The 24,540-nt window shown below is 67.9% G+C and carries 23 protein-coding genes; 4 read left to right on the top strand and 19 right to left on the bottom strand.

The features are described 5' to 3' along the window. Positions 1-190: 190 nt before the first annotated feature. From AB0L82_RS03870 to AB0L82_RS03835, 8 genes are all read right to left on the bottom strand, one after another. A complete protein-coding gene (locus AB0L82_RS03870; RefSeq protein WP_364630584.1) occupies positions 191-769 on the bottom strand; it encodes a Uma2 family endonuclease in 579 nt (192 codons plus the stop codon). 214 nt (positions 770-983) lie between these two features. After that, the gene (locus AB0L82_RS03865) at positions 984-2,084 is read right to left on the bottom strand and encodes an amidohydrolase family protein (protein WP_364630581.1); all 1,101 of its coding nucleotides are present in this window, start codon (positions 2,082-2,084) and stop codon (positions 984-986) included. Between the two features lie 74 nt (positions 2,085-2,158). Beyond that, positions 2,159-2,377: a hypothetical protein gene (locus AB0L82_RS03860; RefSeq protein WP_364630578.1), complete on the bottom strand. Its 219-nt coding sequence runs from the start codon at positions 2,375-2,377 to the stop codon at positions 2,159-2,161. Then, positions 2,374-3,351, bottom strand: a complete 978-nt coding sequence (locus AB0L82_RS03855; RefSeq protein ID WP_364630575.1) for a BMP family protein — start codon at positions 3,349-3,351, stop codon at positions 2,374-2,376. Before AB0L82_RS03855 ends, AB0L82_RS03860 begins: the two co-directional genes overlap by 4 nt. 26 nt (positions 3,352-3,377) lie before the next feature. Next, positions 3,378-4,349: an ornithine cyclodeaminase family protein gene (locus tag AB0L82_RS03850; RefSeq protein WP_364630572.1), complete on the bottom strand. Its 972-nt coding sequence runs from the start codon at positions 4,347-4,349 to the stop codon at positions 3,378-3,380. After that, positions 4,346-5,269: an ABC transporter permease gene (locus AB0L82_RS03845; RefSeq protein ID WP_364630570.1), complete on the bottom strand. Its 924-nt coding sequence runs from the start codon at positions 5,267-5,269 to the stop codon at positions 4,346-4,348. The genes AB0L82_RS03850 and AB0L82_RS03845 overlap by 4 nt, the downstream gene beginning before the upstream one ends. Beyond that, positions 5,266-6,843, bottom strand: a complete 1,578-nt coding sequence (locus AB0L82_RS03840; RefSeq protein ID WP_364630567.1) for a hypothetical protein — start codon at positions 6,841-6,843, stop codon at positions 5,266-5,268. The genes AB0L82_RS03845 and AB0L82_RS03840 overlap by 4 nt, the downstream gene beginning before the upstream one ends. Next, positions 6,840-8,375, bottom strand: a complete 1,536-nt coding sequence (locus AB0L82_RS03835; protein ID WP_364630564.1) for an ABC transporter ATP-binding protein — start codon at positions 8,373-8,375, stop codon at positions 6,840-6,842. The genes AB0L82_RS03840 and AB0L82_RS03835 overlap by 4 nt, the downstream gene beginning before the upstream one ends. Before the next feature lie 116 nt (positions 8,376-8,491). Between AB0L82_RS03835 and AB0L82_RS03830 the strand changes: the two genes are divergently transcribed. Next, entirely contained in the window at positions 8,492-9,202 is a 711-nt protein-coding gene (locus tag AB0L82_RS03830; RefSeq protein WP_364630562.1) for a GntR family transcriptional regulator, read from the top strand. Between the two features lie 115 nt (positions 9,203-9,317). Here AB0L82_RS03830 and ffh read toward each other — a convergent pair whose 3' ends face one another. The 6 genes from ffh to ftsY form a co-directional block, all read right to left on the bottom strand. After that, a complete protein-coding gene (gene ffh, locus AB0L82_RS03825) occupies positions 9,318-10,889 on the bottom strand; it encodes a signal recognition particle protein (RefSeq protein ID WP_364630559.1) in 1,572 nt (523 codons plus the stop codon). A 107-nt stretch (positions 10,890-10,996) separates the two neighbouring features. Further along, positions 10,997-11,305, bottom strand: coding sequence for a hypothetical protein (locus tag AB0L82_RS03820; RefSeq protein WP_364630556.1), 309 nt, complete (start codon positions 11,303-11,305; stop codon positions 10,997-10,999). Positions 11,306-11,460: 155 nt separating this feature from the next. Next, complete coding sequence (locus tag AB0L82_RS03815; RefSeq protein WP_364630553.1) at positions 11,461-13,968, bottom strand: [protein-PII] uridylyltransferase; 2,508 nt, start codon at positions 13,966-13,968, stop codon at positions 11,461-11,463. Positions 13,969-14,082: 114 nt separating this feature from the next. Further along, on the bottom strand, positions 14,083-14,421 hold the full coding sequence (locus tag AB0L82_RS03810) for a P-II family nitrogen regulator (RefSeq protein ID WP_364630550.1): 339 nt from the start codon (positions 14,419-14,421) through the stop codon (positions 14,083-14,085). A 3-nt stretch (positions 14,422-14,424) separates the two neighbouring features. Further along, entirely contained in the window at positions 14,425-15,777 is a 1,353-nt protein-coding gene (locus tag AB0L82_RS03805) for an ammonium transporter (protein WP_364630548.1), read from the bottom strand. 206 nt (positions 15,778-15,983) lie between these two features. After that, positions 15,984-17,576: a signal recognition particle-docking protein FtsY gene (gene ftsY, locus AB0L82_RS03800; RefSeq protein WP_364630545.1), complete on the bottom strand. Its 1,593-nt coding sequence runs from the start codon at positions 17,574-17,576 to the stop codon at positions 15,984-15,986. 215 nt (positions 17,577-17,791) lie between these two features. Between ftsY and AB0L82_RS03795 the strand changes: the two genes are divergently transcribed. Further along, a complete protein-coding gene (locus AB0L82_RS03795; protein ID WP_309231366.1) occupies positions 17,792-18,181 on the top strand; it encodes a DUF2237 domain-containing protein in 390 nt (129 codons plus the stop codon). Between the two features lie 9 nt (positions 18,182-18,190). Here the strand turns inward: AB0L82_RS03795 and AB0L82_RS03790 are convergent, their stop codons facing one another. Continuing rightward, positions 18,191-19,297 (bottom strand): FAD-dependent monooxygenase, encoded by a 1,107-nt coding sequence (locus AB0L82_RS03790; protein ID WP_364630541.1) that lies wholly within the window; start codon positions 19,295-19,297, stop codon positions 18,191-18,193. Between the two features lie 95 nt (positions 19,298-19,392). Between AB0L82_RS03790 and AB0L82_RS03785 the strand changes: the two genes are divergently transcribed. Beyond that, positions 19,393-19,980: a helix-turn-helix domain-containing protein gene (locus tag AB0L82_RS03785; RefSeq protein WP_364630538.1), complete on the top strand. Its 588-nt coding sequence runs from the start codon at positions 19,393-19,395 to the stop codon at positions 19,978-19,980. A 57-nt stretch (positions 19,981-20,037) separates the two neighbouring features. On the opposite strand, the gene AB0L82_RS03780 is transcribed toward AB0L82_RS03785, so the two are convergent. The 3 genes from AB0L82_RS03780 to AB0L82_RS03770 form a co-directional block, all read right to left on the bottom strand. Beyond that, complete coding sequence (locus tag AB0L82_RS03780) at positions 20,038-20,451, bottom strand: hypothetical protein (protein ID WP_364630536.1); 414 nt, start codon at positions 20,449-20,451, stop codon at positions 20,038-20,040. Between the two features lie 121 nt (positions 20,452-20,572). Beyond that, a complete protein-coding gene (locus AB0L82_RS03775; protein ID WP_364630534.1) occupies positions 20,573-21,913 on the bottom strand; it encodes a hypothetical protein in 1,341 nt (446 codons plus the stop codon). Between the two features lie 111 nt (positions 21,914-22,024). Continuing rightward, positions 22,025-22,831, bottom strand: a complete 807-nt coding sequence (locus AB0L82_RS03770) for a TetR/AcrR family transcriptional regulator (RefSeq protein WP_364630531.1) — start codon at positions 22,829-22,831, stop codon at positions 22,025-22,027. 105 nt (positions 22,832-22,936) lie between these two features. Between AB0L82_RS03770 and AB0L82_RS03765 the strand changes: the two genes are divergently transcribed. Then, a complete protein-coding gene (locus AB0L82_RS03765; protein ID WP_364630528.1) occupies positions 22,937-23,833 on the top strand; it encodes an NmrA family NAD(P)-binding protein in 897 nt (298 codons plus the stop codon). A 3-nt stretch (positions 23,834-23,836) separates the two neighbouring features. Here the strand turns inward: AB0L82_RS03765 and AB0L82_RS03760 are convergent, their stop codons facing one another. Beyond that, positions 23,837-24,496, bottom strand: coding sequence for an HAD family acid phosphatase (locus AB0L82_RS03760; RefSeq protein WP_364630525.1), 660 nt, complete (start codon positions 24,494-24,496; stop codon positions 23,837-23,839). Positions 24,497-24,540: the final 44 nt, after the last annotated feature.

The following is a 24,540-nucleotide window of genomic DNA, read 5'->3' as shown; positions in this document are numbered from 1 at the left end:
CATGGTCCTAGTGGCCGATGCTGCCGGTCAGCAGCTTGACGACCAGTCCGGCCAGTACGGCCGTCGCAAAGCTTTCAACGGAACCCAAGGTCTTCTCCTAACAAGGTGGAACGACAAAACATGTGAAGCATGACTGATTCACTTGTTTCGCGTAGTCGAATCCACCAACCTGTGAGCCGATTTCGCGCGGTCAGCTCAAGAGCGAGGTGTCGACCGTGACCGGGACCGGTCCGGGCGCGACGACGGTCTCGCCCGCTGCCGCGTAGACCTCCTGCCGATACCGGGTTTCACCCATCCGGTAGCAACAGAACTTGGCAGGTTTGCCCGCGAGCAGCTCGACGGTCCACAGATACCGGACCCGAGCGGACGCATAGCCCGCCATTTTCGTATCCCGCTCCTCGCGGGTATTGCCGGGCGACCACACCTCGACGGCCAGCACGAGTTCATCCGGCTCATAACTGGTCCGATCGATGCCGGCGCTGACCACGGCAACATCGGGAATGACGCCGGTCCGGAACGCGGTGCTGATCTTCACCGCGACCGCGGGGAGAACGCGTAGATCCGAACGACCCGCCTCAGACACTGCGGCGTCGAGGATTTTCGCAAGCTGGAACGAGGCGTGTTGATGCCAGCCACCGGGCGCAGGTGTCATATAGCGGTACCCCAGGATGAGTTCGAGACGGGATCCATCGGCCGGCTGCTCCTCAGCCAGCCAGTCCTCCACGGTCGTCGGCCCCAGTGGGTGAATAGTCGAAACCTCCGCTGTCATGGTCATTTCCGTCCGACCATGTCGCCACATGCACGTGCGGTCGGATTACGCTCGATCCCTGCCATTCTGACATGCATCACCGACATGAACGCGCTGATGCGAGGCGTAAACCGCCCACGACGGGGTGCCGGAACGGTGCTCATGGCAATTCCCCTCCGAATGCCTGGGTCATTGGATTCTAGGAGGGTGGGCGGCGGGCGAATAGCCCATGGAATTACCGGTATGCGGTGACCGGGTCGCGGCGGTCGTAGACATGGCCGCGCAGCACCACCCAGGCGGGGGTGGTCAGGGCGGTCAGGTCGAGGCGGGGGTCCTGTTGGTAGACAATGAAATCGGCGCGGGCGCCGGGTTCGATGCCGGAGCGGCCGAGCCAGGTGCGGGCATTCCAGGCGGATGCGCCGAGGGCGTCGTGATTGGAGAAACCCGCGCCGGACAGGGCGGCGACCTCGTCGGCGATGCGGCCGTGCGGGATGGAACCGCCCGCATCGGTGCCGGTGTAGATGGGGACGCCCGCATCGTGGGCCTTGGCCACGGTCTCGCGAGAGCGGCGATGCAGATCGCGCATATGCGCCGCGTAGATGGGGAATTTGCCTGCGCTGTCGGCGATTTCGGGGAAGGTGTCGATATTGATCAGGGTGGGAACGAGTGCGGTGCCGTTGCGCGCCATCATCTCGATGGTGTCATCGGTGAGGCCGGTGCCGTGCTCGATGCAGTCGATGCCCGCTTCCAGCAGGCCGTACAGCGCGTCCTCGCCGAAGACATGCGAGGTCACCCGCGCGCCCTCTCGATGAGCGGCGTCGATGGCCTCTTTTAGAATGGCGTCGGACCACAGCGGGGCCAGATCCCCCACCGACCGGTCGATCCAGTCACCGACGATCTTGACCCAGCCGTCCCCGCGCCGCGCCTGTTCCGCGACGATCTCCGGCAGATCCCGTTCATCGTCGAGCTCGATCCCGAGTTCGCGAATGTAGCGGCGCGGCCGGGCGATATGCCGCCCGGCGCGAATGATCTCCGGCAGGTCTTCGCGCTCATCGATGAACCTGGTGTCGATGGGTGATCCCGCATCGCGCAGCAATAGCGCACCGGCATCCCGCTCCACCTCGGCCTGCGCCACCGCACCCGCCGAATCCTCGTCCCCGCCACCGTATTTGATGCCGACATGACAGTGCGCGTCCACCAGCCCGGGCACGATCCAACCCGAGGCGTGCACGGTGTCCGCATCGGCGATCGGCTCGTACGAGATAACCCCGTCCCGCACCCAGATATCGCGCAACTCCCCTTCGGGCAGCACCACACCACGGAAATGCAGACGCATCGCCGGCCTCCTCGCCACGTCGTGTCCGGACACCCTCGGCTCCACTACAAACTACCGCCGCGCGGTGCGCAAGATCAGCGGGCGAAGCTGCGCCACGCCTCGCGGGCGCTGGGGTACCGGGGAGACCAGCCGGTGGCATCGGCGAGGGCGAACATCTCCGCGCTGCGTGCCGCGCCGGGTCCGCAGAAGACGCCGAAGCGCAGCACCACACCGGTCCGGCCCGCAGCCGTCGATATTCGCTTCGGCCGCAATGTTTCCCGCCGCTCGGGCGGGCCGAACATGGACGCGGTCATTTGATGGTGAGGACCCCGGCGGTCAGGTCCTGCTTGACCTTCGCCATGGCGGCGGTGATGGCCGGGTCGGTGGTGCAGAGCACGATATCGGTGGCGTTCTTGCCCGAGGCCAGCCCGAACGGGACCTGTTCGGCCTTGAAGGTGCCGTCCAGGACGGCGTGCACGGCGTATTCGAGTTCCGCGCCGGTGTCCTCCTTGACGAAGCCCGCGTAACCGCTGCCCGCCTCGCACGACTTGACCACCGGTCCGCCGACGACGGAGGCATTGCCCTCCTTGGCCGCCTGGGCGACACCCTGGTGACCGAGGTTGAGCTGCTGGCCGAAAACGTCCGCGCCCGCGCCGATTCCGGCCTGCGCGGCCTGTTTGGCCTTGGCGACATCGTTGAAATCGCCCACGTACTGCGGTGCGAGCACGGTGATCTCGGGCTTCACCTGCTTGGCGCCCTGTTCGAAAGCCTTGGCGGTCTTGACGATCGCGGGCAGCTCGAGACCACCGAGGAAGGCGACCTTGCCGGTCTTGCTGGTGAGCGCGGCATACGCGCCCGCCAGATAGCCGCCGTCATCCTGCATGGGGTCGTAGTAGGCGAGGTTGGCGAGCGGGGCGGCATCGGCGGGACCGCCGATCTCGACGAATTTCACCCCGGGAAAGGCGGGGGCGACCTGGCGCAGCACCGAATCGGTCTGACCGCCGAAGGACACCACCAGATTCGAGGTCGACGCGAGGCGGGTGAGCACCTGCTGATAGTCGGCGGTTTGCACCTGCTCCACCTTGCTGAGTGAAACCTTCTCTCCCAGAGTGCTTTCGATGCGTTGATAGCCCTCGTACCCGGACTGCATGAAGCCGTCGTCGGAGAGCGAACCTGGGAACATGACACCGACCTTCAGCTTGCCGCCGGTGTCTTCCGCGCCGCTGCCGCACGCGGCGACGGACGCTCCGACGGCCAGGGTCAGCAGGGCGACAGCGATTTTCTTCATGGTGTTTCCTTCGGGGGGTTGGTGTTTCAGGCGGTCAGGTCGATATCGGCGCCGATACCGTGTTTGCGGGCGGCGTCGATCAGCAGGCGCGCGGCGGCCAGGTCCTGGAGACCGATGCCGAGCGAGTTGAACAGGGTGATCTGATCGCGTTCCGTGCGACCGGGTTTGGCGCCGATGAGCACCTCACCCAATTCGGTATCGATGTGCTCGGGCCCGAAAACGCCCTCCCGCAACGGAATCAGCACATCACCGGATTCGTGCAGCGCGGACAGGCGACTGTCCACCACGACGCGGGCGCGGCGCATACCCTCGCTGTCGATTTCGCGATGATCCGCGCGGGGCGGCGCGCCGACGGCGTTCACGTGCAGACCGGGACGGAACCACGCACCCCGCACCACCGGCTCCCGCGCCGGGGTCAGGGTGCACAGCACATCGGCGTCATGCACGACATCCGCTGCGGCAGTGCAGATTTCGGCTCCGGTCTCGGCGGCGAAGGCGCGCGCGGTGGCCTCGGTGCGACTCCACACCACGATCCGGTCGAACGGCAGCACCGCGGCCAGCGCGTGCACATGCGCCCGGGCCAGCGCACCCGCGCCGACCAGACCCAGTACGCGACTGTCCGGGCGGGCCAGTGCCGCCGTCGCCACGGCCGAAGCGGCCGCGGTGCGCACCCGGGTAACGGCCGCACCGTCGATCAGCGCCTCACAGGATCCGTCCGCGGCCGATACCGCGAGAATCGCCGAACGCTGCACCGGCAGAGCATGATCCGCGTTCGAGGGCATATCGGCGAGCAGTTTGACCACCGCCAATCCGGCCGGGCGCGACGCGGCGGCCATCACCAGGAAGGCGGCGTCGGAGCCGGGCAGTCGCATGGCGGGCGGTGCGGGCGCGACCGCCTCGCCGCGAGCCAGATCCGCGTGCGCGCGCTGCACCGCCGTGAATACCTCCGGCAGCGTGATCAGGCGCAGCACATCGGATCTGGTGAGAATCAGGGTCATCGGGCTCGAGCCTCTCGACGGAAGGGCAGGGTGAGCGCGGCCGGTGACCGGCTGGCTCCGACCAGTCCGCTCACCGCCAGCACCGCCAGCAGATAGGGGGACATGACCAGCACCGCGGTCGGCAGATGCACACCCAATGCGGGTGCGGCGAACTGCAGGGCCTGGGCCAGGCCGAAGAACAGACAGGCGAGCAGGGTCGGCCAGGCCCGCCACTTACCCGCGATCACGGCGACGACGGCCAGATAGCCCGCCCCGGCGGTGAGATTGTCGGTGAACGCGTGCACATCGGCCAGCGCCAGATGCGCACCCGCCAGACCCGACATGACGCCGGTCAGCAGTACCGTCGCATAGCGGAAGAGGTTGACCGGCAGGCCGGATCGATCCGCGGTGACCGCGTCCTCGCCGATCGCGCTGAGCGCCAGACCCCAGCCGGTGCGATGCGAGCACAGCACCGCGAGCAGTACCGCGAGCCCGATACCGGCGTAACCGAGCAGAGTTTGGTCGAACAGTGCGCGGCCGAGCAGCGGAATCTCGTGCAGGACGGGGATTTCCAGCCGATCGAAGCCCGGAACCTCGCGACCGCCGGTGAAGTACAACCGTGAGCCGTAGGTGGTCGCACCGAGCGCGAGGGCATTGGCCGCCACGCCCGTGACAATCTGATCGGCACGCAAGGTCACGCTCGAGACGGCCTGGATCACGGCCACCAGCAGCCCCGCCACCAGCGCGCACAAGACGCCGACGACCGCGCTTCCGGAGCTGTGCGCGCCGACCGCACCGGCGAACGCACCGGTGAGCATCATGCCCTCGACGCTGAGGTTGAGCACCCCCGCGCGTTCGCTCACCAGCTCGCCCGCCGAGGCCATTGCCAGCGGAATCGCCAGGCGCACACCACCATCGAGAAGTTCTCCGACCGCGCTCATCGCCGGGCCGCCTTCCGCAGGGTCACCGCACCGGCGACGAAGATGATCAAAACGCTCTGCACCACCTGGATCGAGGACGCCGGAACCGACGCCGCCAGTTGCAGATTGATGCCGCCGGAGGCGAGCAGCCCGAACGCCAGCGCGATTCCGGCGACCGCGGTCAGCGATCCGCGCGCCAGCAGTCCGACCACCAGTCCCGCGAAGCCGTATCCGGAGGTGAAGTTCTCCGCCAGCACGAACGGCACCGTGGCCACCAGCGCCGCACCCGCGACCCCGGCCAGCCCGCCCGCCACCGCGAGCGCGCCGAACCGCAGTCGCGCCACCGGCACACCGAGCCGTGCGGCGGCGGCCTCGGACAATCCGACGGCGGTGAGCCGCGTGCCGATCGCGGTGCGCCGCAGGATGATCGCGGTCACCACGACGACGATCGCCGCCACCAGCACCGCGATGGTCGCCGGTGAGCCCTCGATACCGAGCAGCGGCAACCGCGCACCGGCAGCCAGCGGCGCGGACTGCGGCAGCGTCTCCACCGAGGTCACCGGCTGCCGCAGCAGTCCGGCCTCGTGCACCACCAGCGTCACCAGCCCGAGCCCGACGAAATTCAACAGCAGCGTGGTGATGACCTCACTGGTCCCGCGCCGCACCCGCAGCCAGGCGGCGATCCCCGCCCACGCCGCCCCCGCCAGGAATCCGGCCACCACAATGAGCGGAACACCTACGGCCGCGGGCATTCCCGACGGGAGGTGCACACCCACCGCGGTGGCGGCGATACCGCCCAGCGCGAGCTGCCCCTCGCCGCCCACATTCACCAGCCCCGCCCGATGCGCGATGGTGAACCCGGTCGCGATGAGTGCCAGCACCGCCGCCGCGTTCAACGCACTCCCGAACGCATACGGCGTCCCGAACATCCCCTCCCACAACGCGTTCGCTGCAGTGACCGGCGCGGCCCCGCCCCCGATCACGAGCAACAATCCGACGATCAGCGCCGCGAGGATTGCGCCTCCGTACACCACCAGATTCCGCGAAACACCGCCCACCCGAACACTTCTCAGTTCTTGCAGCAGGACTTGCCCGGCGGATTTCCGCCCATTCGTCGCCTGCGAACGAGCGGCGACCGGCCCGCTCATCCCGGCAACCCCGGAGGCGAGAACAGCGTGCTCGCCCGGCACGGGACCTTCGGCGATCGCGGAGTTTCCGCCCCTCGCAGACCGTTTGCCCAAGTCAGCGGCATCGTCACCCGGCTCGACGCGCTCTCCGCGTACCCGCTGCCCCGGCACCGCGATCCCGATCTCGTGTGACAAAACGTCAGCCCGCACGGCAGCCGTCGTGCCCGGTACGGCGCGCTCCCCGGCCCCGAGGTTCGCCTCGGATGCGGTGACACCGCTCACCGGGGATGGATCGCCGATTACCGCGGTCTCGTCCGGCACGTCGACCTTCCCTGACACTGTGTTCTCGCCCGGCGTGGGGATTTCGCCTGCACCGGAGGCTTCGCGTGCGGCGGAACTTGCCAGCGGGGCCGGGTCCAGTTCCGGTGCAGGGGTTTCGACCGATGCGGAGTTCTCGAGTGAGTTCATGAGGTGGTCCCGAGCATGAGGTGGGCGATCTTTTCTTTGGCCCCGGGGTCGGTGGGGTCGACCGGGCCCAGGAGGCGGCCGCGGTAGGCGACCAGGATGCGGTCGCACAGGGTGAGGAGTTCGGGGAGTTCGTGCGAGACGACCAGTACGGCCGCACCCGAGGCGGCGGCCTCGCGCAGGCGGTCCAGGACGGCGTCGACGGCACCCAGATCGAGGCCGCGGGTGGGCTGGGCGGCCAGTAGGCAGCGCAGCGGGTCGATGGCCAATTCCCTTGCCACGACGACTTTTTGCTGATTGCCACCGGACAGGGTGCTCATCGCCGCACCGGGCGATGACGCCTTGATGGCGTACGTGTCGATGGCGTGCGCGGCGGTTGCCGCGATGGCCTTGCGGTCCAGCAGGCCGCGGCGGCGGAAGTCGCGCAACCGGCCGAGGGTGAGGTTCTCCGCGACGCTCATGGCGGGAACGCAGCCCTCGTGATGCCGGTCCTCGGGAATGACGCCCAGGCCGTGCGCGGTCCGCACGGCGGGCGTGGCCCGGGTGAGATCTGTTCCATCCAAATGGAATTCACCGGCATCGGGACGCAGTGCGCCGCTGAGTACGCCGATCAACTCGCTCTGACCGTTGCCTTCGACGCCCGCGATGCCGACGATCTCACCGGGCCGCAGTTCGAGTTCGACCCCGTCCAGCGCCGCCGCCCCGTCCGGGCGGGTGAACCGCAGCCCGCCGACCCGTGCGATCGGAGCGATACCGGTGAAGTCGCGGACCGCGCGCGGCACCGAATCACCGGTCACCAGTGCCTGATCCAGCTCCGCCAACTCCCGGCCGACCATGAGTTCGACCAGTTCGTCACGGGTGAACGAGGCCAGCGGACCCGAACCCGCCACGCGGCCACCGCGCAGTACGGTCGCCGCGTCACCGGCCTGTTCGATCTCGCCGAGCTTGTGCGTGACCAATACGACCGCGCGCCCCGAGGCGGCGATGCGGCGGCAGGTGTCCAGCAGCGCGTCGATCTCGGCGGGGCCGAGCACCGCGGTGGGTTCGTCCAGCAGCACCAGACGTGGTTCGCGCAGTAGGCATTTCACGATTTCGACGGTCTGGCGTTCGCCGACCGACAGTTCCCCGGCGCGCGCGCCGAGATCCACGCGCAGTCCGAACTCGTCGGTGAGCGCGGCCACCCGGGTGGTCAGCTCCCGGCGCGGCAGGCGCAGTCGCGTACCCGCGCCCAGGAGCAGATTCTCGGCCACGGTCAGGGTGGGCACCAGGCTGAAATGCTGATGCACCATGGCGATTCCGCTGCGCAGCGCGTCCGCCGGGCGGTGCGGGCGATACGGCTCGCCGAACAATCGCATCCGGCCCGCGTCGAGGGCCGCGCCGCCGTAGACGAGATTGCACAGCGTCGATTTGCCCGCGCCGTTCTCCCCGAGCACGCAGTGCACCTCGCCGAGCGCGATGGTGAGGTCGACGTCCGAGAGTGCCCGCACCGCACCGAAACTCTTGCCGACGCTGGTCAGCTCCAGGGCCGTCTGCACAATCGAACCTCCAGTTAGTGGTATACCGCTAACTTTCGAGGGTGCGTGTGGCGCGCGAGTTCCATGAATGTTTCGGTCCGGAAAACCCGGCACGCGGCCCGATACTGTGGAAAGTCGTGACGGAACCAGGTTCTCTGCGCCACCGCGCCTACGAGTCGATCAAGCAGCGCATCGTAGGTCTCGAACTGCGCCCCGGACAGCGATTGGTGGAGCGCGATCTGGCCACCGACCTCGAGGTCTCCCGCATCCCGCTGCGCGAGGCGCTGCGCGTACTCGCCGCCGAGGGTCTCGTCCTGCTGGTGCCGGGTAAGGGCGCGCTGGTCGCCCCCTTCTCCCCCGCCGATGTGAACGATCTGTTCGACGTCCGCGAGGCGCTCGAATCGCTGGCCGCCCGCCTGGCCGCCGCCAACGCCACCCCCGACGCCCTGCGACCGCTGAAAGACCTACTCGCCGAGGCCCGTTCGGCCACCCGCGCCGCCGACCCGCAGCGCATCGCCACCGCCAATGCCGCTTTCCACGCCGAAATCATCGAACTGGCGGGCAATCCCCTGCTCAGCACCCAGATGCGCCCGCTGGCCGCCCGCACCGAATGGCTCTTCCGCCTGACGGCCTCGCGCGATGCCGCCGAACAGTGCTCCGAACACGAGGTGCTGTACCGGCTGATCGCCGCCGGAGACGCCGCGGGCGCGGCGGAGTGCGCGTTTGCGCATGTGGCGGCGGGCCGCGCCCCCAGCCTCGCGCTCGCGCACTCCTGGTCCGATCCGGATTTCGATCCCGAACTGGTGGCCAGGGGCCGCCGCAGACGGCGACCGACCCCCGCGAGTTAGGCCGAATCAACCTCGAACGCAGGGGATTTCGCCCCACACGGATTCCGGCGTCAGAAACGACCCGGGGACGCGTTTCGGCCCCGTCACTTGACGGGGCCGAAAGGTATTGGGGCGCTTACTTCTTGGGGAAGTTCAGCTTCGACAGATCGAAACCTTCCAGGCCCGGCGGCAATTCGTTCAGGCCCGCGGGCATATTGGACAGGTCCGGCATGCCACCCGGCATACCGCCGGGCAGTGCGGGCATGCCCGGGAAACCACCGCGCATCTTCGGCGGCGTCGGCCCGCGGCCGCCCTTCTTACCCTTCTTGCCCTTGCCCTTCTTGTTGTTGCCACCGCGCGAGCCGGGCAGGCCGAACTGGCGGCTCATCATGCCCATCATCTTCTTGGCCTCGAAGAAGCGGTCGACGAGCTGATTGACCTCGGAGACCGAGACGCCGGAACCATTGGCGATGCGCAGGCGGCGAGAAGCGTTGATGATCTTCGGGTTATCGCGCTCGGCGGGGGTCATACCGCGGATGATGGCCTGCACGCGGTCGAGCTGCTTGTCATCGACCTGTGCGAGCACGTCTTTCATCTGCCCCGCGCCCGGCAGCATGCCGAGCAGATTGCCGATGGGACCCATCTTGCGGATGGCGAGCATCTGCTCGAGGAAGTCCTCGAGGGTGAGCTCGCCGGAGCCGATCTTGCGCGCGGCCTCCTCGGCCTGCTGCGCGTCGTAGACCTGTTCGGCCTGCTCGATCAGGGTGAGCAGATCGCCCATGCCGAGGATGCGGCTGGCCATGCGGTCGGGGTGGAAGACGTCGAAGTCCTCCAGCTTCTCGCCGGTGGAGGCGAAAAGGATGGGCTGGCCGGTGATTTCACGCACCGACAGCGCCGCGCCACCGCGGGCGTCACCGTCGAGCTTGGTGAGCACGACACCGGTGAAGCCGACGCCGTCGCGGAACGCCTCGGCGGTGGTGACCGCGTCCTGGCCGATCATGGAGTCGAGCACGAACAGCGTCTCGTCCGGGTTGACGGCGTCGCGGATGCCCGCGGCCTGCGCCATCAGTTCGGCGTCGATGCCGAGGCGACCGGCGGTGTCGACGATCACGATGTCGTACTGCTTGGTCTTGGCCTCTTCGATACCGCGCCGCGCCACATCGACCGGATCGGCCGCGGACACACCGAGCGGGTTCTCGCCACCGCCGATGGAGGTGCCCGGATTGGGCGCGAACACCGGCACACCGGCCCGTTCGCCCACGACCTGGAGCTGGGTGACCGCGCCGGGTCGCTGGAGGTCACAGGCGACGAGCAGCGGCTGATGCCCCTGCCCCTTCAGCCATTTCGCGAGCTTGCCCGCGAGGGTGGTCTTACCCGCACCCTGCAAACCGGCCAGCATGATGACCGTGGGCGGGTTCTTGGCGTACCGCAGTCGCCGGGTCTCGCCGCCGAGAATGGCGATGAGTTCCTCGTTGACGATCTTGACGACCTGCTGCGCCGGATTCAGCGCCGCGGACACCTCGGCGCCCTTGGCGCGCTCCTTGATCTTGGCGATGAAGGTGCGGACCACGGGCAGTGCGACGTCGGCCTCGAGCAGCGCGAGCCGGATCTCCCGGGCGGTCGCATCGATGTCGGCAGGTGACAGGCGCCCCTTCCCGCGCAGATCCTTGAGGGCACCGGCCAACCGGTCGGAAAGGGATTCGAACACCGATGCTCCTGATCTCGAGGGACGTCACTCGAGATACCAGGGTAGTGGGATCTGCGGCGGGCCGTTATTCCAGGACCCGTACGCTGCGCTATTTCGGTGCGCGCGGGCTATTCCAGCGATCGCGGGCGGGTGGCGGGGCGGCGCAGGTCGTGCTGTTCGCTGGCCACCATGCCGACAGCTTCGCGGGCGGTGAGCCCGAGCCCGAGGGCGAGTCCGTCGAGTACGGCCCAGTCGGATTCGGTGGGCGCGTGGTCGGCGATGGTGGAGGCGATGGTCATGGCGGTCACCGCCTGCTGACCGGAGAGGGTGCGGCCGGGCAACCAGGAAACCACCCAGCGATCGCCGCCTACGCAGCGCGCGATGTGCGTGGTCATATCGCTTGTCATCATCGACGCTGAAACAACTTCGATGGCCACCGACCAGCTCCCCTCATACGCGCGACAGCATTGGTTGAGGCGATATTAGGGGGCGGTGAGTACCGCGTGATCAGTATTTCAGCAAATTACGTGCAACGATCGGATTAACTGGCAAACGTACGGTTTGCCAGTTAATACAGCATCCTGGCGACCGGTCAGAAAACCGAGGTTGATCCGTTTTCAGTGTCCGATTCGGGCAATTTCTTCGGTTGTTGCGGAGGAACTACCGCGAGCACCGCCGCCTCGATTTCCGCGCGGCGTTCCGGCGTGTCGGAGGCGCCCAGATCCAGGCAGAACGTATCGACGACGGCCGCGCCGAGCGTATGCACCTTCGCCCAGGACACATTCGCACCGGATTCCGCGAGCGCCGCGGCCAAACGGCTCAGCAATCCGATTCGATCCTCGGCGCGCAATTCCAGCAGTACCCGTCCGGGGTCCGCGGTTTCATTCCAGAGCACGCGCGGCGCGGCTTGTGCGTAAGGGCTGGGCTGGGTGCCGCCCGCTTCGCGTTCCTTACGCGCGAGCACCGAAACCAGGTCCAAATCACCGTTTATGGCCCTGATCAATTCCTGCCGCAGCAGACCCGCATCGGGCGGATTTCCGAAACGCGGCGCGACCACGAAGGTATCGATGGCCGAGGCGCCGACGCTCGCCAATTCGGCCGAGAGCACGCGCAGCGAATGCATGGCCAGCACGCCCGCGGCATCGGAGAGCAGACCGGGAGTGTCCGGTGCGACCACGGTGACGATATGGGTGTACCGCCCCTCCCCCGGCTTCAATTCCACATGCACGCCGCCGTTTTCGGCCCGTTCGCGCAGATCATCCGGAATCGCATCGGGTTTGGGCAGTTCCTCCCCCGCCATGGACAGTCGGCAGCGGCGCACCAGATCGCCGATCAGCGAGGCTTTCCAGTCGTTCCAGACGCCCGGCCCGGTGGCCAGCGAATCGGCTTCGGCCAGCGCGGCCAGCAATTCGAGCAGTTGCGGATCGCCGTCGAGCGCGTCGACCACCATTTTCACGGTGTCCGGATCGGCCAGATCGCGGCGGGTGGCGGTATCGGGCAACAGCAGATGCTGACGCACCATGGCCGAGAGCGTGCGCACATCCGAGGGCCACAACCCGAGCCTGCGCCCGATGGAGGTGGCCAGTTCCGCGCCGACCACGCTGTGATCCTCGGTACGGCCCTTGCCGATATCGTGCAGCAGCGCGCCGACCAACAGCAGGTCCGGGCGCGCCACCCGGGTGGAGAGCGCACCGGCCTGCGCCACCGCCTCCATCAGATGACGGTCAACGGTCCAGGTGTGCATGGCATCGCGCGGCGGCAGATCCCGCACCACGCCCCATTCCGGAAAGAGTCTGCCCCACAGGCCCGTTCGATCCAGGGCCTCGATGGCGTCGATGGTGCCGCGGCCCGCGCCCAGCAGTACCAGCAGATCGTTGAGGGCTTCCTTGGGCCATGGCTCGCGTAGTTCGGGCGCGTCCTCGGAGAGTCTGTTCAACGTCGTCGCGGACATGGGTAATCCGGTCTGCGCCGAGGCCGCGGCCACGCGCAGTATCAGTCCGGGATCGCGCTGCGGCCGCGCGTCTCGTGCGAGCACCACTTCACCGGAATGCTCGACCACCCCCTCATCGAGTGGTCGGCGTACCGGCATGCGGCGCAGGCGGGCGAGACCGCGGCGCGGCAGCGCGTTGGCGGCGGTGCGCAGCCCGACATCGGTGGAATAGCTGACGGTTCGCGCCGCATCGCTGAGGGTGCGGGCGAGGTCGAAGCGATCCCCGATGCGCAGGGCCGCGCCGATTTCGTCCGCATCCTGGGCGCGCAGTTGGTCGCGGGCGCGACCGGCGACCCGATGCAATTCGGTGCGAACATCGAGCAATCTGCGCTGGGCCTGCTTCAAGCCGCCGCCGGGCACATCCGGACCGAGCCCCGGCATGGCATCGGTCAGCTGTGCGATGGCGAGGGCGTCGAGCAGCTGGATATCGCGCAGTCCGCCGCGCCCGTTCTTGAGATCGGGTTCGGCGCGATGCGCGATCTCTCCGCTACGCCGCCAACGGGTTTCGGCCTGTGCGATGAGACCGTCGAACCGGGACCGCACCCCGGCGCGCCAATCCCGTCGCACCCCGCTGATGAGCAGATTGCTGAGCCCCTCGTCACCGACGATATGGCGGGCCTCCAGCATGCCCAGCGCGGCGGTGAGGTCATCGGCGGCCACGCGCAGTGCCTGCGGCACCGTGCGCACGCTGTGATCGAGCTTGATATGCGCGTCCCACAGCGGATACCAGAGCTGATCGGCGACCTCGGCGACCTTGGCCGGGTCGACGTCGTCGTAGAGCAGCACCAGATCCAGATCCGAATAGGGCAGCATCTCCCGGCGGCCCAGACCGCCCACCGCGACGATGGCCAGGCCGCTGCCGTCGACGATGCCGACCTCGTGACCCTTTGTGGTCAGCCATAATTCGTACAGATCGACCAGGGCCAGGCGCAGTGTTTCCGGTTCCAGTCGGGTGGCGCGCCCGTGCGCGCTGTGTTCGGCGAGTAGTTGGTTGCGGGCCCGGACCAGATCCGAGGCGCCGTTCGAGACCTGCTCCGCAGGGTCCTTGGAGTCCTTGGCGTCCTTCTCATCGCGTGCCTGCTGGAAACCCACACCGACCACCCATCTCATTCAGTTCGTGATCCCGGCTGCCACCGGGACTTTCCACCCTGCCCGAGCACGAGGGCGGCCCCGTCCCTACCGGTCCTCATCCGGTGGGAACGGGGCCGCCGCTCACTTCGTGAATTACAGAGCGTCCGAGCCACGTTCGCCGGTGCGGACCCGGATGATGGCGTCAACCGGGGTCACCCAGACCTTGCCGTCACCGATCTTGCCGGTGCGGGCCGCCTCGACGATGACCTCCACGACCTTGTCGACGGAGGCGTCGTCCACGACCACCTCGACCCGGACCTTCGGGACGAAGTCGACCGAGTACTCCGCACCGCGGTAGACCTCGGTGTGGCCCTTCTGACGGCCGTAGCCCTGCACTTCGCTGACGGTCATGCCGAGTACGCCGGCCTGCTCCAGCCCGGTCTTGACGTCCTCGAGCGTGAACGGTTTGACGATTGCGGTGATCAGTTTCATGCGTCATGCCTCCTTGACGGCGGTGGTACGTGCCGTGCCACCCACAGCAGCGAAATCGTATGCCGATTCAGCGTGCTCCGACTCGTCCAAGCCCTGGAACTCGGCTTCCTCGTTCGCGCGGAGACCGATGGTGTACTTGATCGCCAGCGCGATGATGAGCGTCGCGATACCGGAGTAGGCGAGCACCGCACCGGCGCCGATCGCCTGCTTGACCAGCTGATCGAAACCGCCGCCGTAGAACAGGCCCTTGACCGCTGCCGGGGCCTCGGGGGCCGCGACCAGGCCGACCATCAGGGTGCCGGCGATACCGCCGACCAGGTGAACACCGACCACGTCGAGCGAGTCGTCGAAGCCGAAGCGGAACTTCAGGCCGACCGCCAGGGCGCAGAGCACACCGGCGACCACACCGATGGCGAGCGCGCCGATCACGTTGACCGAGGAGCAGGACGGGGTGATGGCGACCAGACCGGCCACGATGCCCGATGCCGCGCCGAGCGAGGTGGCGTGACCGTCACGCACCTTCTCCACCAGCAGCCAGGCGAGCATGGCCGCACCGGTGGCGATGGTGGTGGTGACGAAGGTGGCGCCGGCGATGCCGTTGGAGCCGACCGCGGAACCCGCGTTGAAGCCGTACCAGCCGAACCACAGCAGACCCGCGCCGAGCATGACGAACGGCAGGTTGTGCGGGCGCATCGGGGTGCCCGGCCAGCCCTTGCGCTTACCGAGGACGATGGCCAGGACCAGGCCCGCGACACCGGCGTTGATATGGACCGCGGTACCACCCGCGAAGTCGATCGCCTTGAGCTTGTTGGCAATCCAGCCACCGTGCTCACCGGTCACGCCGTCGAAGGCGAAGACCCAGTGCGCGATCGGGAAGTAGACGACCGTGGCCCACACGGTCGCGAAGAGCAGCCAGGAGCCGAACTTCAGGCGGTCGGCGACGGCACCCGAGATGAGGGCGACGGTGATGATCGCGAACATGAGCTGGAAGGCCACGAAAACCGTGGCCGGGATGGTTCCGGCAAGTGGGATAGCCACCTTGACGGAAGCATCGGTCGCGCTGGTCAGGTACTGACCGCCGAACAATGTCTTCAGGCCGAAGTACTGCGCCGGATCGCCGAACAGATTGCCCTTGTCCTCGCCGAACGCCATGGAGAAGCCGTACAGCACCCACAGGACGGTGATAACGCCCATGGCACTGATGCTCATCATGATCATGTTCAGGACATTCTTCGAACGGACCATGCCGCCGTAGAAGAATGCGAGGCCGGGGGTCATCAACAGCACGAGCGCGGCACTTGCCAGCATCCATGCGGTATCACCGGCGTCAGGTGCGCCTAAAACGGGGAACGCCACCTTAATTTCCTCCTCATCTCGGGCCCAGCCGATAACGGCGAATGAGCCTGACATGAAGGTTCGGGCAGCGGTGTTTCCTCCGTGATCCTGCGGCGTTTCGCATAGGTGAACGGATGAGATTGCAGTGTTTCGGTCAGGTTTCCTCGTTCGCACCGCTGTTACCAGCGGTGCGTGAGGTTATTGGTGTTTCCCGTGGTACACGGGGCTCAGCCCAGTAGCGCGTCCACGAAAGCGCCCGGTTCGAAGGGTGCGAGGTCGTCCTGACCCTCTCCCAAACCAACCAGTTTCACGGGTACGCCCAGCTCATGCTGAACCTGGAAGACGATGCCGCCCTTGGCCGTTCCGTCCAGCTTCGTCAGGGCAACACCGGTGATATCGACGACCTCGGCGAACACCCGGGCCTGCATCAGACCGTTCTGTCCGACCGTGGCGTCGAGCACCAGCAGCACCTCGTCGACTTCGGCCTTCTTCTCCACCACGCGCTTGACCTTGCCCAGCTCGTCCATCAGGCCGGTCTTGGTGTGCAGGCGGCCCGCGGTATCGATGAGCACCACATCCACGCCACGATCGATGCCCGCGCTGACCGCGTCGAAGGCGACGGCCGCCGGATCGGCGGATTCCTTCCCGCGCACGGTCTCCGCGCCCACGCGCTCACCCCAGGTCTGCAGCTGATCGGCGGCGGCGGCACGGAAGGTATCGGCCGCGCCGAGCAGCACCCGGCGGCCATCGGCCACCAGCACGCGCGCGAGTTTGCCGGTGGTGGTGGTCTTTCCGGTGCCGTTCACGCCGACGACCAGCAGTACAGCCGGATGATCCTCGTGCGGCAGTGCGCGAATCGAGCGATTCAGCTCCGGGCGCAGCGCCTCGATGAGCACCTCGCGCAGCACCGCGCGCGCATCGGCGGCGGTGCGCACGGTGCGCGCGGCCATCTCCTCGCGCAGGCGTGCCACGATGGCGGCGGTCACGGCGGTGCCGAGATCGGCCATCACCAGGGTGTCCTCGATCTCCTCCCAGGAGTCCTCATCGAGGTCACCGCCGCCGAGCAGGCCGAGCAGGGATTTGCCGACCGCGTTCTGAGAGCGGGCCAGTCGGCCGCGCAGGCGGTTGAGGCGACCGGCGGTGGGCTCGATATCGGCCGTGAAGTCGATCTCGGCTTCGGGCTCGGCCGGGGCGGCAGGAGCGGAAACCTCGGCGGGAGCGACGGTTTCGGGGGCGACGGTTTCCGGGCTGACGGACGGTGCCGCCTCGGCGGGCGCTACCGCGGCAGCGGCGGCCTGATCACGTGCGGAGGTATCGGCGGGAGCCTCGGTGGTCTCGGCCTCGGCCGCCGCGGCGGCGATATCCGCCGCTTCGGCGGGAACCGTGCCGATCGAGGGCGCGGTATCGGCCTCGGGGGCTTCGGTCTCGACGGGCGCGGTCTCGGCGGCCTCCGATGCCAGCTCGGGACCCTGGACCGGATCGGGCAGCCGGACATCGTGGATACCGCGTTTGGCGGCATCGCGCGGGATGGCGGCGTCATCGCCGACGTGCGGCTGACCTTCGGTATCGGTGCGCTCGACCGGAACCGGTTCGGGTTCGGGGGCGGGTTTGGGCAGGGTCGCCGTCCCGCCGCCTTGACTGAAGCTGAATCCGCTCGATGCCGTGTATCCCCCCGACCGGTCGGTCAGTTCCGGCTTCGCCTCTTCGGCGGCCGGGGCGAGGGAGATACGGCGGCGCTTGTACAGGACGAATCCCGACACGAACACCACCAGCAGGACCGCGGCGATGGCGGCGATGAGGATCCAGGCTTGTGCAGTCACCAGGCCATCCTCTCAGAGGGGTCGCTATTGCCGGTTTCACATACCTACCCACGAGTTGCGGGGCAGTGTCATCTAGCACACATCGGTGCCCGATGGCTATGGACACGCCGATTCGGTGCCCCTGAAATGCGCGAACTACCGACCGGTCTGCTCGACAACGCACCACAGTGCGGAAGGAGCGGCGAATGCGACACCGAGACAATAGGATCGGCGACGTGACCGATCGAAATGTGCTTGGGGGACCGCTGGAGGAGTGTGGCACCGATCCTCTCACCGGCTTCTACCGGGACGGGTGCTGCAGCACCGGTCCCGAAGATCTTGGCAGCCATACCGTGTGCACCGTGGTGACCGCGGAGTTCCTGGAGCATCAGAAGTCGATCGGCAACGACCTGCTCACCGCACGGCCGGAGAACAACTTTCCGGGCCTGCAGCCGGGCGATCGCTGGTGTGTGGTGGCGGTGCGCTGGTTGCACGCGCACGAGGACGGGGTGGCCGCACCGGTGGTGCTGGCCGCCACCCACGAGAACGCTCTCGAGGTGGTGCCGATGGATACGCTGCGCAAATACGCCGTGGATGTGCCGGACGACGTCAGCGATCTGCTCTAGCGGCCGGGGTCATGCGCGCCGCATGAGGCGGGCTGCGGTGTCGCGCACCAGGATTCCGAGGCGGCTGCCGGGGACGATGAACGCCCCGGCGAGGCGCGCGCCGTTCTGCTTGGGATCGGACCGGACCCGCTGCCGCCGTTCGTAATTACGCAGGGCGGTGTCCGGTTCGCCTGGAGTGCGGGCCAATTCCTCGGCGAGGGTGTGCGCCCCCGCGATGGCGAGGCTGGAACCGTCGCCGAACAGGGAGACGCTGGAACCGGCGTCGCCCAGTAGGGTGATGCGACCCTTCGACCAGGTGTCGAGCCGGACCTTGCTGACCGAGTCGAAGTAGAGGTCGTCGGCGTCTCGAATCTGTTCGAACACCGAGCCGAAGACACCGACCGGTCCGTCGAATGCGTGCAGCAGCAGGCGTTTGTGCTGCGCCACATCGCGATAGTCGTAGTCCGGCACCGCGGGACTACGGAACATCAAGGCGGCCAGCGGCTTCCCACCGGCGGGATGGACCGAGATGGAACGCCCGGGCGTGTTGTGCATGACGACCTCGCGCGCATCGCCGTAGATACGGTCCACCGGCAGGGTGGCGACGTAGATTCCCATATGCCGCACGAAATCCCGCTCCGGGCCGAAGGCCAGGCGGCGGACATTCGAGTGCAGGCCGTCCGCGCCGACCACATAGTCGAAGGTTTGCGGGGCGTGCTGTTCGAAACTCACCGATACCCCCGAATCATCCTGTTCCAGGCCGGTAATGGTGTCGCCCCAGCGGATTTCGGCCCGATCGCGCGCCGCGCCGAGCAGGATCTTCGCCAGTTCGGCGCGGGGTAGTTCGACCTCGCCCGCACCGTCGGCCGCTTTGGTGGCCACCGACACGCGCGGCCGCCCCGCCGCGTCGATGAAGCTGAGCCGGTCGACATCGATTGCCGCCTCGCGTAATTCGGGCAGCACACCCATTTGCTCCGCCACATCGGCCGCGTATCCGCGCACGTCGACGGGATTTCCGCTGGAGCGCTGCCCGGTGGCGCGCTCCACCACCGTGACATCGAAACCGTGCTCGCTCAGCCAGTAGGCCAGGGTCGAGCCGCCGACACCGGCACCCGAGATCAGCACCTTCGTGCTCATGGGAATCACCTCGATCGAATTAAGTGGACGTATTTCGTCCGCTTAGTTCGATGCTAAGCTAAACGGAAGCATTTCGTCCACTTAAACTTTTGGAGGTGAGTCCGACGGCCGACCGCCTACGGGCCGATGCGCGCAGCAATCGGGATCAGATCGTCAATGCCGCGCTGGCGGTCTTCCGCGAGCGCGGCACCGAGGTGCCGATGAAGGAGATCGCAGACCGCGCCGGGGTGGGCGTCGGCACCCTCTACCGCCGCTTTCCGGATCGCGATGCCCTGCTGGTCGGCACCGCGCAGGCGCATCTGGAACGGCTCTCGGATCTGGCCGCCACCGCCTGGCGCGAGGAGCGCACCGCCTGGCGCGGTATGCGCCGCTTCCTGCGCGAATGCGTCGAAATGCAGCTCGGCGCACAGTCTTCCGCCATCGGCCCGGCCGTACACCGGGCCATGCACGCCGACCCCCGCCTGGTCGACGTCCGCGCGGCCGTCGTGGATCTGGTGACCCGTATGACCGCCCGGGCGCAGGCCGACGGCGATCTGCGCCCCGATATCGGCCCCGACGACATCTCGCTGCTCATGACCGTGCAGGTCTACACCCGCGAAGGCGAGTCGTATCCCGACGCCGTCGACCGCGTGCTGCGGGTCATGCTGGACGGCCTACGCCCGCAACCGGATTCGCCGAACTGAACCGCACCGCGATGCCGCCCGGCCGGCAGCCGGGCGGCATGGTCGATGGTGTGCGGTTCAGCGGGAGGTGCGCAGGGTGTAGGTCTGCACCGCGGCCATGGCGGCGGTGAAGGCGGCGATGAACAGGATGCCCACCGTGCCGAGGGTGGTGGGATGCACCCAGCCCGCTTCGACGGTGATGACGCTGTCGACCGCCCATACCGCGTTCAGTGCGGCGATGAAAGCGGCCGGGCGGCGCGGGATCTCGCGGCGGGTGGCGACCACGAGGACGGCTGCCGCGTAGAGGATGAAGAACGCGCCGACGCCCAGGAGCAGTTCGGTGGAGAGTCCGAGGGCGGTGTCGAGCACCCCGGACAGGGCCGCGATGAGGATGCCAGAGGCGAGGGTGACGATGCCGTCGGCTTCGTAAGCCAGTCGCAGCGGGGACATTCCGGCGATCAGGCGGGGGGCGGTGGCGGTGCTGGCGGTCATGGGAATCGGTTCCTTCCGAAGCGGTGCTTGCGATGTACCGACGTTCGCCGTTACCGCACTGCCGTCACCATCCCAAGAGCTGCAAAGTACTGCCAACCGCAGGTGAGAGCGATTTATCGGTTCAGGAAACCGTGCTGTCCAGCCCCGCACGCAGTTGTGCGGCAATGATTCTCGCTGCCGCGTTCTGCCAATTGTGCAGTGTCCGTTCGGGTACCTGATCCGCGAACCAGGTCAGGGCGCGCCGCGCTACCGGGTCGAGGTCGGTGCGTTTGGTGCGCACGCTGTAGGGGCGGATGCCCGCGACGTAGTAGAAGTACACCGAGTTGTAGTGCCGCCATTCCTCACTGGTGCCGAAGTCCTCGCCGGTGCGCGGTTTGAGGTGGCTGATGCTCTCGGTCAGCAGCGCCTTGAGTTCGGTGGCGCGATCGAGCGGTCCGGCCGGGGTATCGCGGCCGCGCAACCGGGCATCGATGGCGGGCAGATCGATGAGCGGGCTGGCGACCAGTTTGCCGAGATCGGCGTAGTGGCTCAGCGCGCGCCGGGTAATGCGGGCGAACTCCTCCTCGCCGAGCGCGGCGAGTCCGGTCTCGATGCGTTTGCGCGGCAATTCCTCGGCGGCGGTGCGCAGTTCGTCGCGCGCCTCGCGCAGTGGTGGCGCGAAGGCGAAGCGGTCGATGCTCGCCTGGATCGGCGCGTTGAGCACCTGCATGGCGATGGCGGCGGCGATGGCCCCGAAGAGCAGGACCACCAGTGCGGGCCGCTCCCCCGCCAGCACGATGGCGACCGCGGCCTGACCGCCGAACACCGTGGCGGCGGTGGCCGAGATGAACAGTGAGCGCAGCATATCCGCGCGCAGCGCCTGCCCTTCCTCGAAGGCGTCCAGCACCGCGATGCCGACGCCGAGCAGCACCAGATCCACCGCGATGGCCGAGAGCATGGCGGTGCGCGGTAATACATTGAGCCCCAGCAGGATCAGCGAGGAACTGAGTCCGAACATGAGCGCGCCCACGGTGAGCAGTCCGGTCACCGGCCGCCGCGCGTCCTCGGCCCAATCCCCCTGCTGACCGAGTACGGCGAGCATGCAGGCCATCAGCGCGAGCAGGGCGAGAGCGCCGAGAACATAACCGGCGGGCAGGAATCCGGCCGCCGCGGGCATGGCGAGCACCGCGCTCACCGGCACCAGCCCCAACCGCCACAGCCGATCCGCGTGCACCGCCCACCGTTCGGTGAGCAGCAGTGTGAACACCCCGCTCCACGCCACCGCCGGAATGCACACCAGCACGATCCGCATTCCGTCGAACCACGCGTCCCCCGTGGCCAATTGATCCGCGACCACCGCGATCGCATAGGCGATCAGCCCGGCCGCCGCCCTGCGCAACACCGCCTTACGCGCATCCCGCGCCACCAGGTACCACCCCAGCCACCAGGCAACCCCGAACGCCACCGCAGACACCCACACCACCCCGCGAGCCTATCCGCGCGCGACCATTCCTGTGCGCGTACATCTTTGCCCCACCACTCCGACCGACCACAATCCGCGCGACAACACCGATTGGGGTCTCCCGCGGTGTGCTCAGGACAGGGGTGTGTGGCGTCGGCGGTGGGCCTTCTGGCGGCAGGCGGGCGAGCAGTAGCGAGCGGGGCGGCCGGTGCCGGTGGGGCGGATGGGGGTGGCGCAGACGGGGCAGGGCGGGCGGGTGGTTTCGTTACGGTGGGTGGTTTCGTCACGCGGTGCATCGGACTTCGGGGGTTTCGTCACGATGGGGTGTGCGGGCGTCGCGCGCATGGCGTCGAGGATCAGGGCGGCCGGGCGGGCGAGTCCGGGTCCGGGTGAAACACGTTGGACGGCAACACAGCCCGTGTAGAGGGCAAGGACATCCGCGAGGGCGATGTCCGCGCGCACCGATCCCTGCGACTGGGCCGCGTCGAGTAATGGGGTGAGCGCACGGTGGAAGCGCTGCCCGGCTTCCCGGAGCATGTCGCGCGGCCAGCCGTCACTGTCCAGGACTTCACACAGGGCGGTATTGCCGCTGGTCGAGGTGATGACCTCGGTGCAGAAGGCGAAGAAGGCCAGGCCCGCGTCCGGCGCGTCCCGGTAGCCGACGGCCAGCGCGGTGAGGCGGTCGACGCGCTGTTGCAGAACCGCTTCCAGCAGTTCGACTTTGGTGGGGAAATGCCGGTGCACGGTGCCCGCGCCGACGCCCGCGCGACGCGCGATCTCGGTCAGGGACACCGAGGTGCCGTCCTCGGCGAAGGCGCGCTGCGCGGCCGCGAGCACCAGCGCTCGATTGCGGCGGGCATCGGCGCGAGCGGCCGCCGGGCTGCCATCGGAGGCACGGCGGATTTCGGGGGCGGGGCGGGACCCGGCCGGGGCATTCATTTCGTTACGGCTTTCCTTGTCGGCGCTGGCGACCTGATGACGCCCGGTCGTAGCGTCGCTATTCGGGTCGGCCGACCCGAATACTACCGAAGGAACCGAGAACACATGTCTGTGGGAAATGACCTCGTCCTGGTGACCGGCGCGACCGGGAAGCAGGGTGGTGCGACGGCACGACGGCTGCTGGCGGCGGGGCGGCCGGTAAGGGCGCTGGTCCGGGATACGGAATCGGCTGGGGCGCAAGGGCTCGCGGCCGCCGGAGCGGAGTTGGCGCGGGGTGACTTCGACGCGCCCGAGACGATCGCGGCCGCAGTGGAGGGGGCGAGTGCGGTTTTCCTCATTCCGCCCGCGGCGTTCGGGCCCGATGGCTGGGATGTCGAGCTGGAGGCGCGGCGCGGGGAGGACCTTGTCGCGGCGGCGAAGGCGGCCGGGGTGCGGCAGCTCGTCTTCTCGGGTATCGCCTCGTTCGAGGCCGAGGCGCAGTGGGGTGCGCACGGTAAGCGCCGCATCGAGGACGCGATACGGGGCAGCGGCCTGGAGTGGACCATTCTGCGCCCGGTGCGGTTCATGGAAAACTATCTGGCGCAGGGCCTTCCGATGGACGGCATCAAGGCGGGCGTGCACCGGCACCTGTTCCCGGCCGATATCCCGATCCAGATGATCGCGGTGGACGATGTGGCGGCGTTCGCCGAACTGGCCTTCGCCGAACCCGCACGTTTCCACGGGCAGATTCTGGAGCTGGCGGGTGATGCCCGCACCATGGTGGCGGCGGCCGCGGTGATCAGTGAGATCACCGGGCACACCGTCACTTACGAGGAACTGCCCGAGGAGTTCGCCGCCGGTCTCGGCGGTGAGGTCCTCAATATCTACCGAATGACGCGCACCGGCAAGGGCTGGCGCGCCGATATTCCGGCGCTGCGCGAAATCCTGCCCACGCTGCGCACTTTCGAACAGTGGCTCACCGAAACCGGTGCGGCACAGTTGAAACCGCTACTCGCGGACTGAGACTCAGTTCAGCGCACCGTCGTAATCGGGCAGCTTGAACGTCTGCTGGGCATGCCCGCCCGCGAGATCGGAGGCGCTGTTGCCGATATTGGCGACGATGGTGTAGCCCTTGCTCTCGATATCGATGCGGGCGCCGGTCTTGTACGACTCCAGCGCGCCCGCACCGGCGGATCCGGTGGTGAGCCCGCCGCCGTACAGCCCGTCCACCGAGTACCCCACCGCGGCCAGGTTGGCCTGGGTGTAGATGCCGAGCACCGAGGGCCGTCCGGTCACGAAAATGAGCGCGGCGCCTTGGGATTTGGCCCATTTGGTGAGGGCGAGCACGGGCGGGATGGCCGGGACGATCGGGCTGGGGTTGTAGCTGGTCTCCAGGCTCGTATTGTCGATATCGAGCACGATGGCGGGCTTGGTCGCGCCGGGCAGTGCGGCGGTCAGGTAGCTCTGCGCCTGCGTGGTGACGGCGGTGACATCGGCGATCCACTGGCTGTAGCTGGGCTTGCTGCCCCCGCCCGATAGCGAGGAGGAGCCGGAGCCCCCGCCCGACAGGGATGAGGATCCGGTCCCGCCGGACAGCGAGGACGATCCGCTGTCGGCGAATGCGACGGCCGGGACGGCGAGGGTTGCGGCGACACCGAGGGCAATACCTGCGAAAGAAGCTCTCATAGCCCCCGGAGGCTATTCGCCGCACCACTCCGACGTGATCATGT

Source organism: Nocardia sp. NPDC052001, from assembly GCF_040680615.1.
GTDB lineage: Bacteria > Actinomycetota > Actinomycetes > Mycobacteriales > Mycobacteriaceae > Nocardia.
This window is presented reverse-complemented; position numbering and strand designations above follow the sequence as displayed.

What these genes read in the sequence shown, in the direction of transcription:
- AB0L82_RS03870 (WP_364630584.1), bottom strand. Translation starts at nt 769, where the DNA reads ATGACAGCGGAGGTTTCGACTATTCACCCACTGGGGCCGACGACCGTG.
- AB0L82_RS03815 (WP_364630553.1), bottom strand. Translation starts at nt 13,968, where the DNA reads ATGAGATGGGTGGTCGGTGTGGGTTTCCAGCAGGCACGCGATGAGAAG.
- AB0L82_RS03850 (WP_364630572.1), bottom strand. Translation starts at nt 4,349, where the DNA reads ATGACCCTGATTCTCACCAGATCCGATGTGCTGCGCCTGATCACGCTG.
- AB0L82_RS03860 (WP_364630578.1), bottom strand. Translation starts at nt 2,377, where the DNA reads ATGACCGCGTCCATGTTCGGCCCGCCCGAGCGGCGGGAAACATTGCGG.
- AB0L82_RS03810 (WP_364630550.1), bottom strand. Translation starts at nt 14,421, where the DNA reads ATGAAACTGATCACCGCAATCGTCAAACCGTTCACGCTCGAGGACGTC.
- AB0L82_RS03760 (WP_364630525.1), bottom strand. Translation starts at nt 24,496, where the DNA reads ATGAGAGCTTCTTTCGCAGGTATTGCCCTCGGTGTCGCCGCAACCCTC.
- AB0L82_RS03765 (WP_364630528.1), top strand. Translation starts at nt 22,937, where the DNA reads ATGTCTGTGGGAAATGACCTCGTCCTGGTGACCGGCGCGACCGGGAAG.
- AB0L82_RS03790 (WP_364630541.1), bottom strand. Translation starts at nt 19,297, where the DNA reads ATGAGCACGAAGGTGCTGATCTCGGGTGCCGGTGTCGGCGGCTCGACC.
- AB0L82_RS03840 (WP_364630567.1), bottom strand. Translation starts at nt 6,843, where the DNA reads ATGAACTCACTCGAGAACTCCGCATCGGTCGAAACCCCTGCACCGGAA.
- AB0L82_RS03780 (WP_364630536.1), bottom strand. Translation starts at nt 20,451, where the DNA reads ATGACCGCCAGCACCGCCACCGCCCCCCGCCTGATCGCCGGAATGTCC.
- AB0L82_RS03865 (WP_364630581.1), bottom strand. Translation starts at nt 2,084, where the DNA reads ATGCGTCTGCATTTCCGTGGTGTGGTGCTGCCCGAAGGGGAGTTGCGC.
- AB0L82_RS03845 (WP_364630570.1), bottom strand. Translation starts at nt 5,269, where the DNA reads ATGAGCGCGGTCGGAGAACTTCTCGATGGTGGTGTGCGCCTGGCGATT.
- AB0L82_RS03855 (WP_364630575.1), bottom strand. Translation starts at nt 3,351, where the DNA reads ATGAAGAAAATCGCTGTCGCCCTGCTGACCCTGGCCGTCGGAGCGTCC.
- AB0L82_RS03770 (WP_364630531.1), bottom strand. Translation starts at nt 22,831, where the DNA reads ATGAATGCCCCGGCCGGGTCCCGCCCCGCCCCCGAAATCCGCCGTGCC.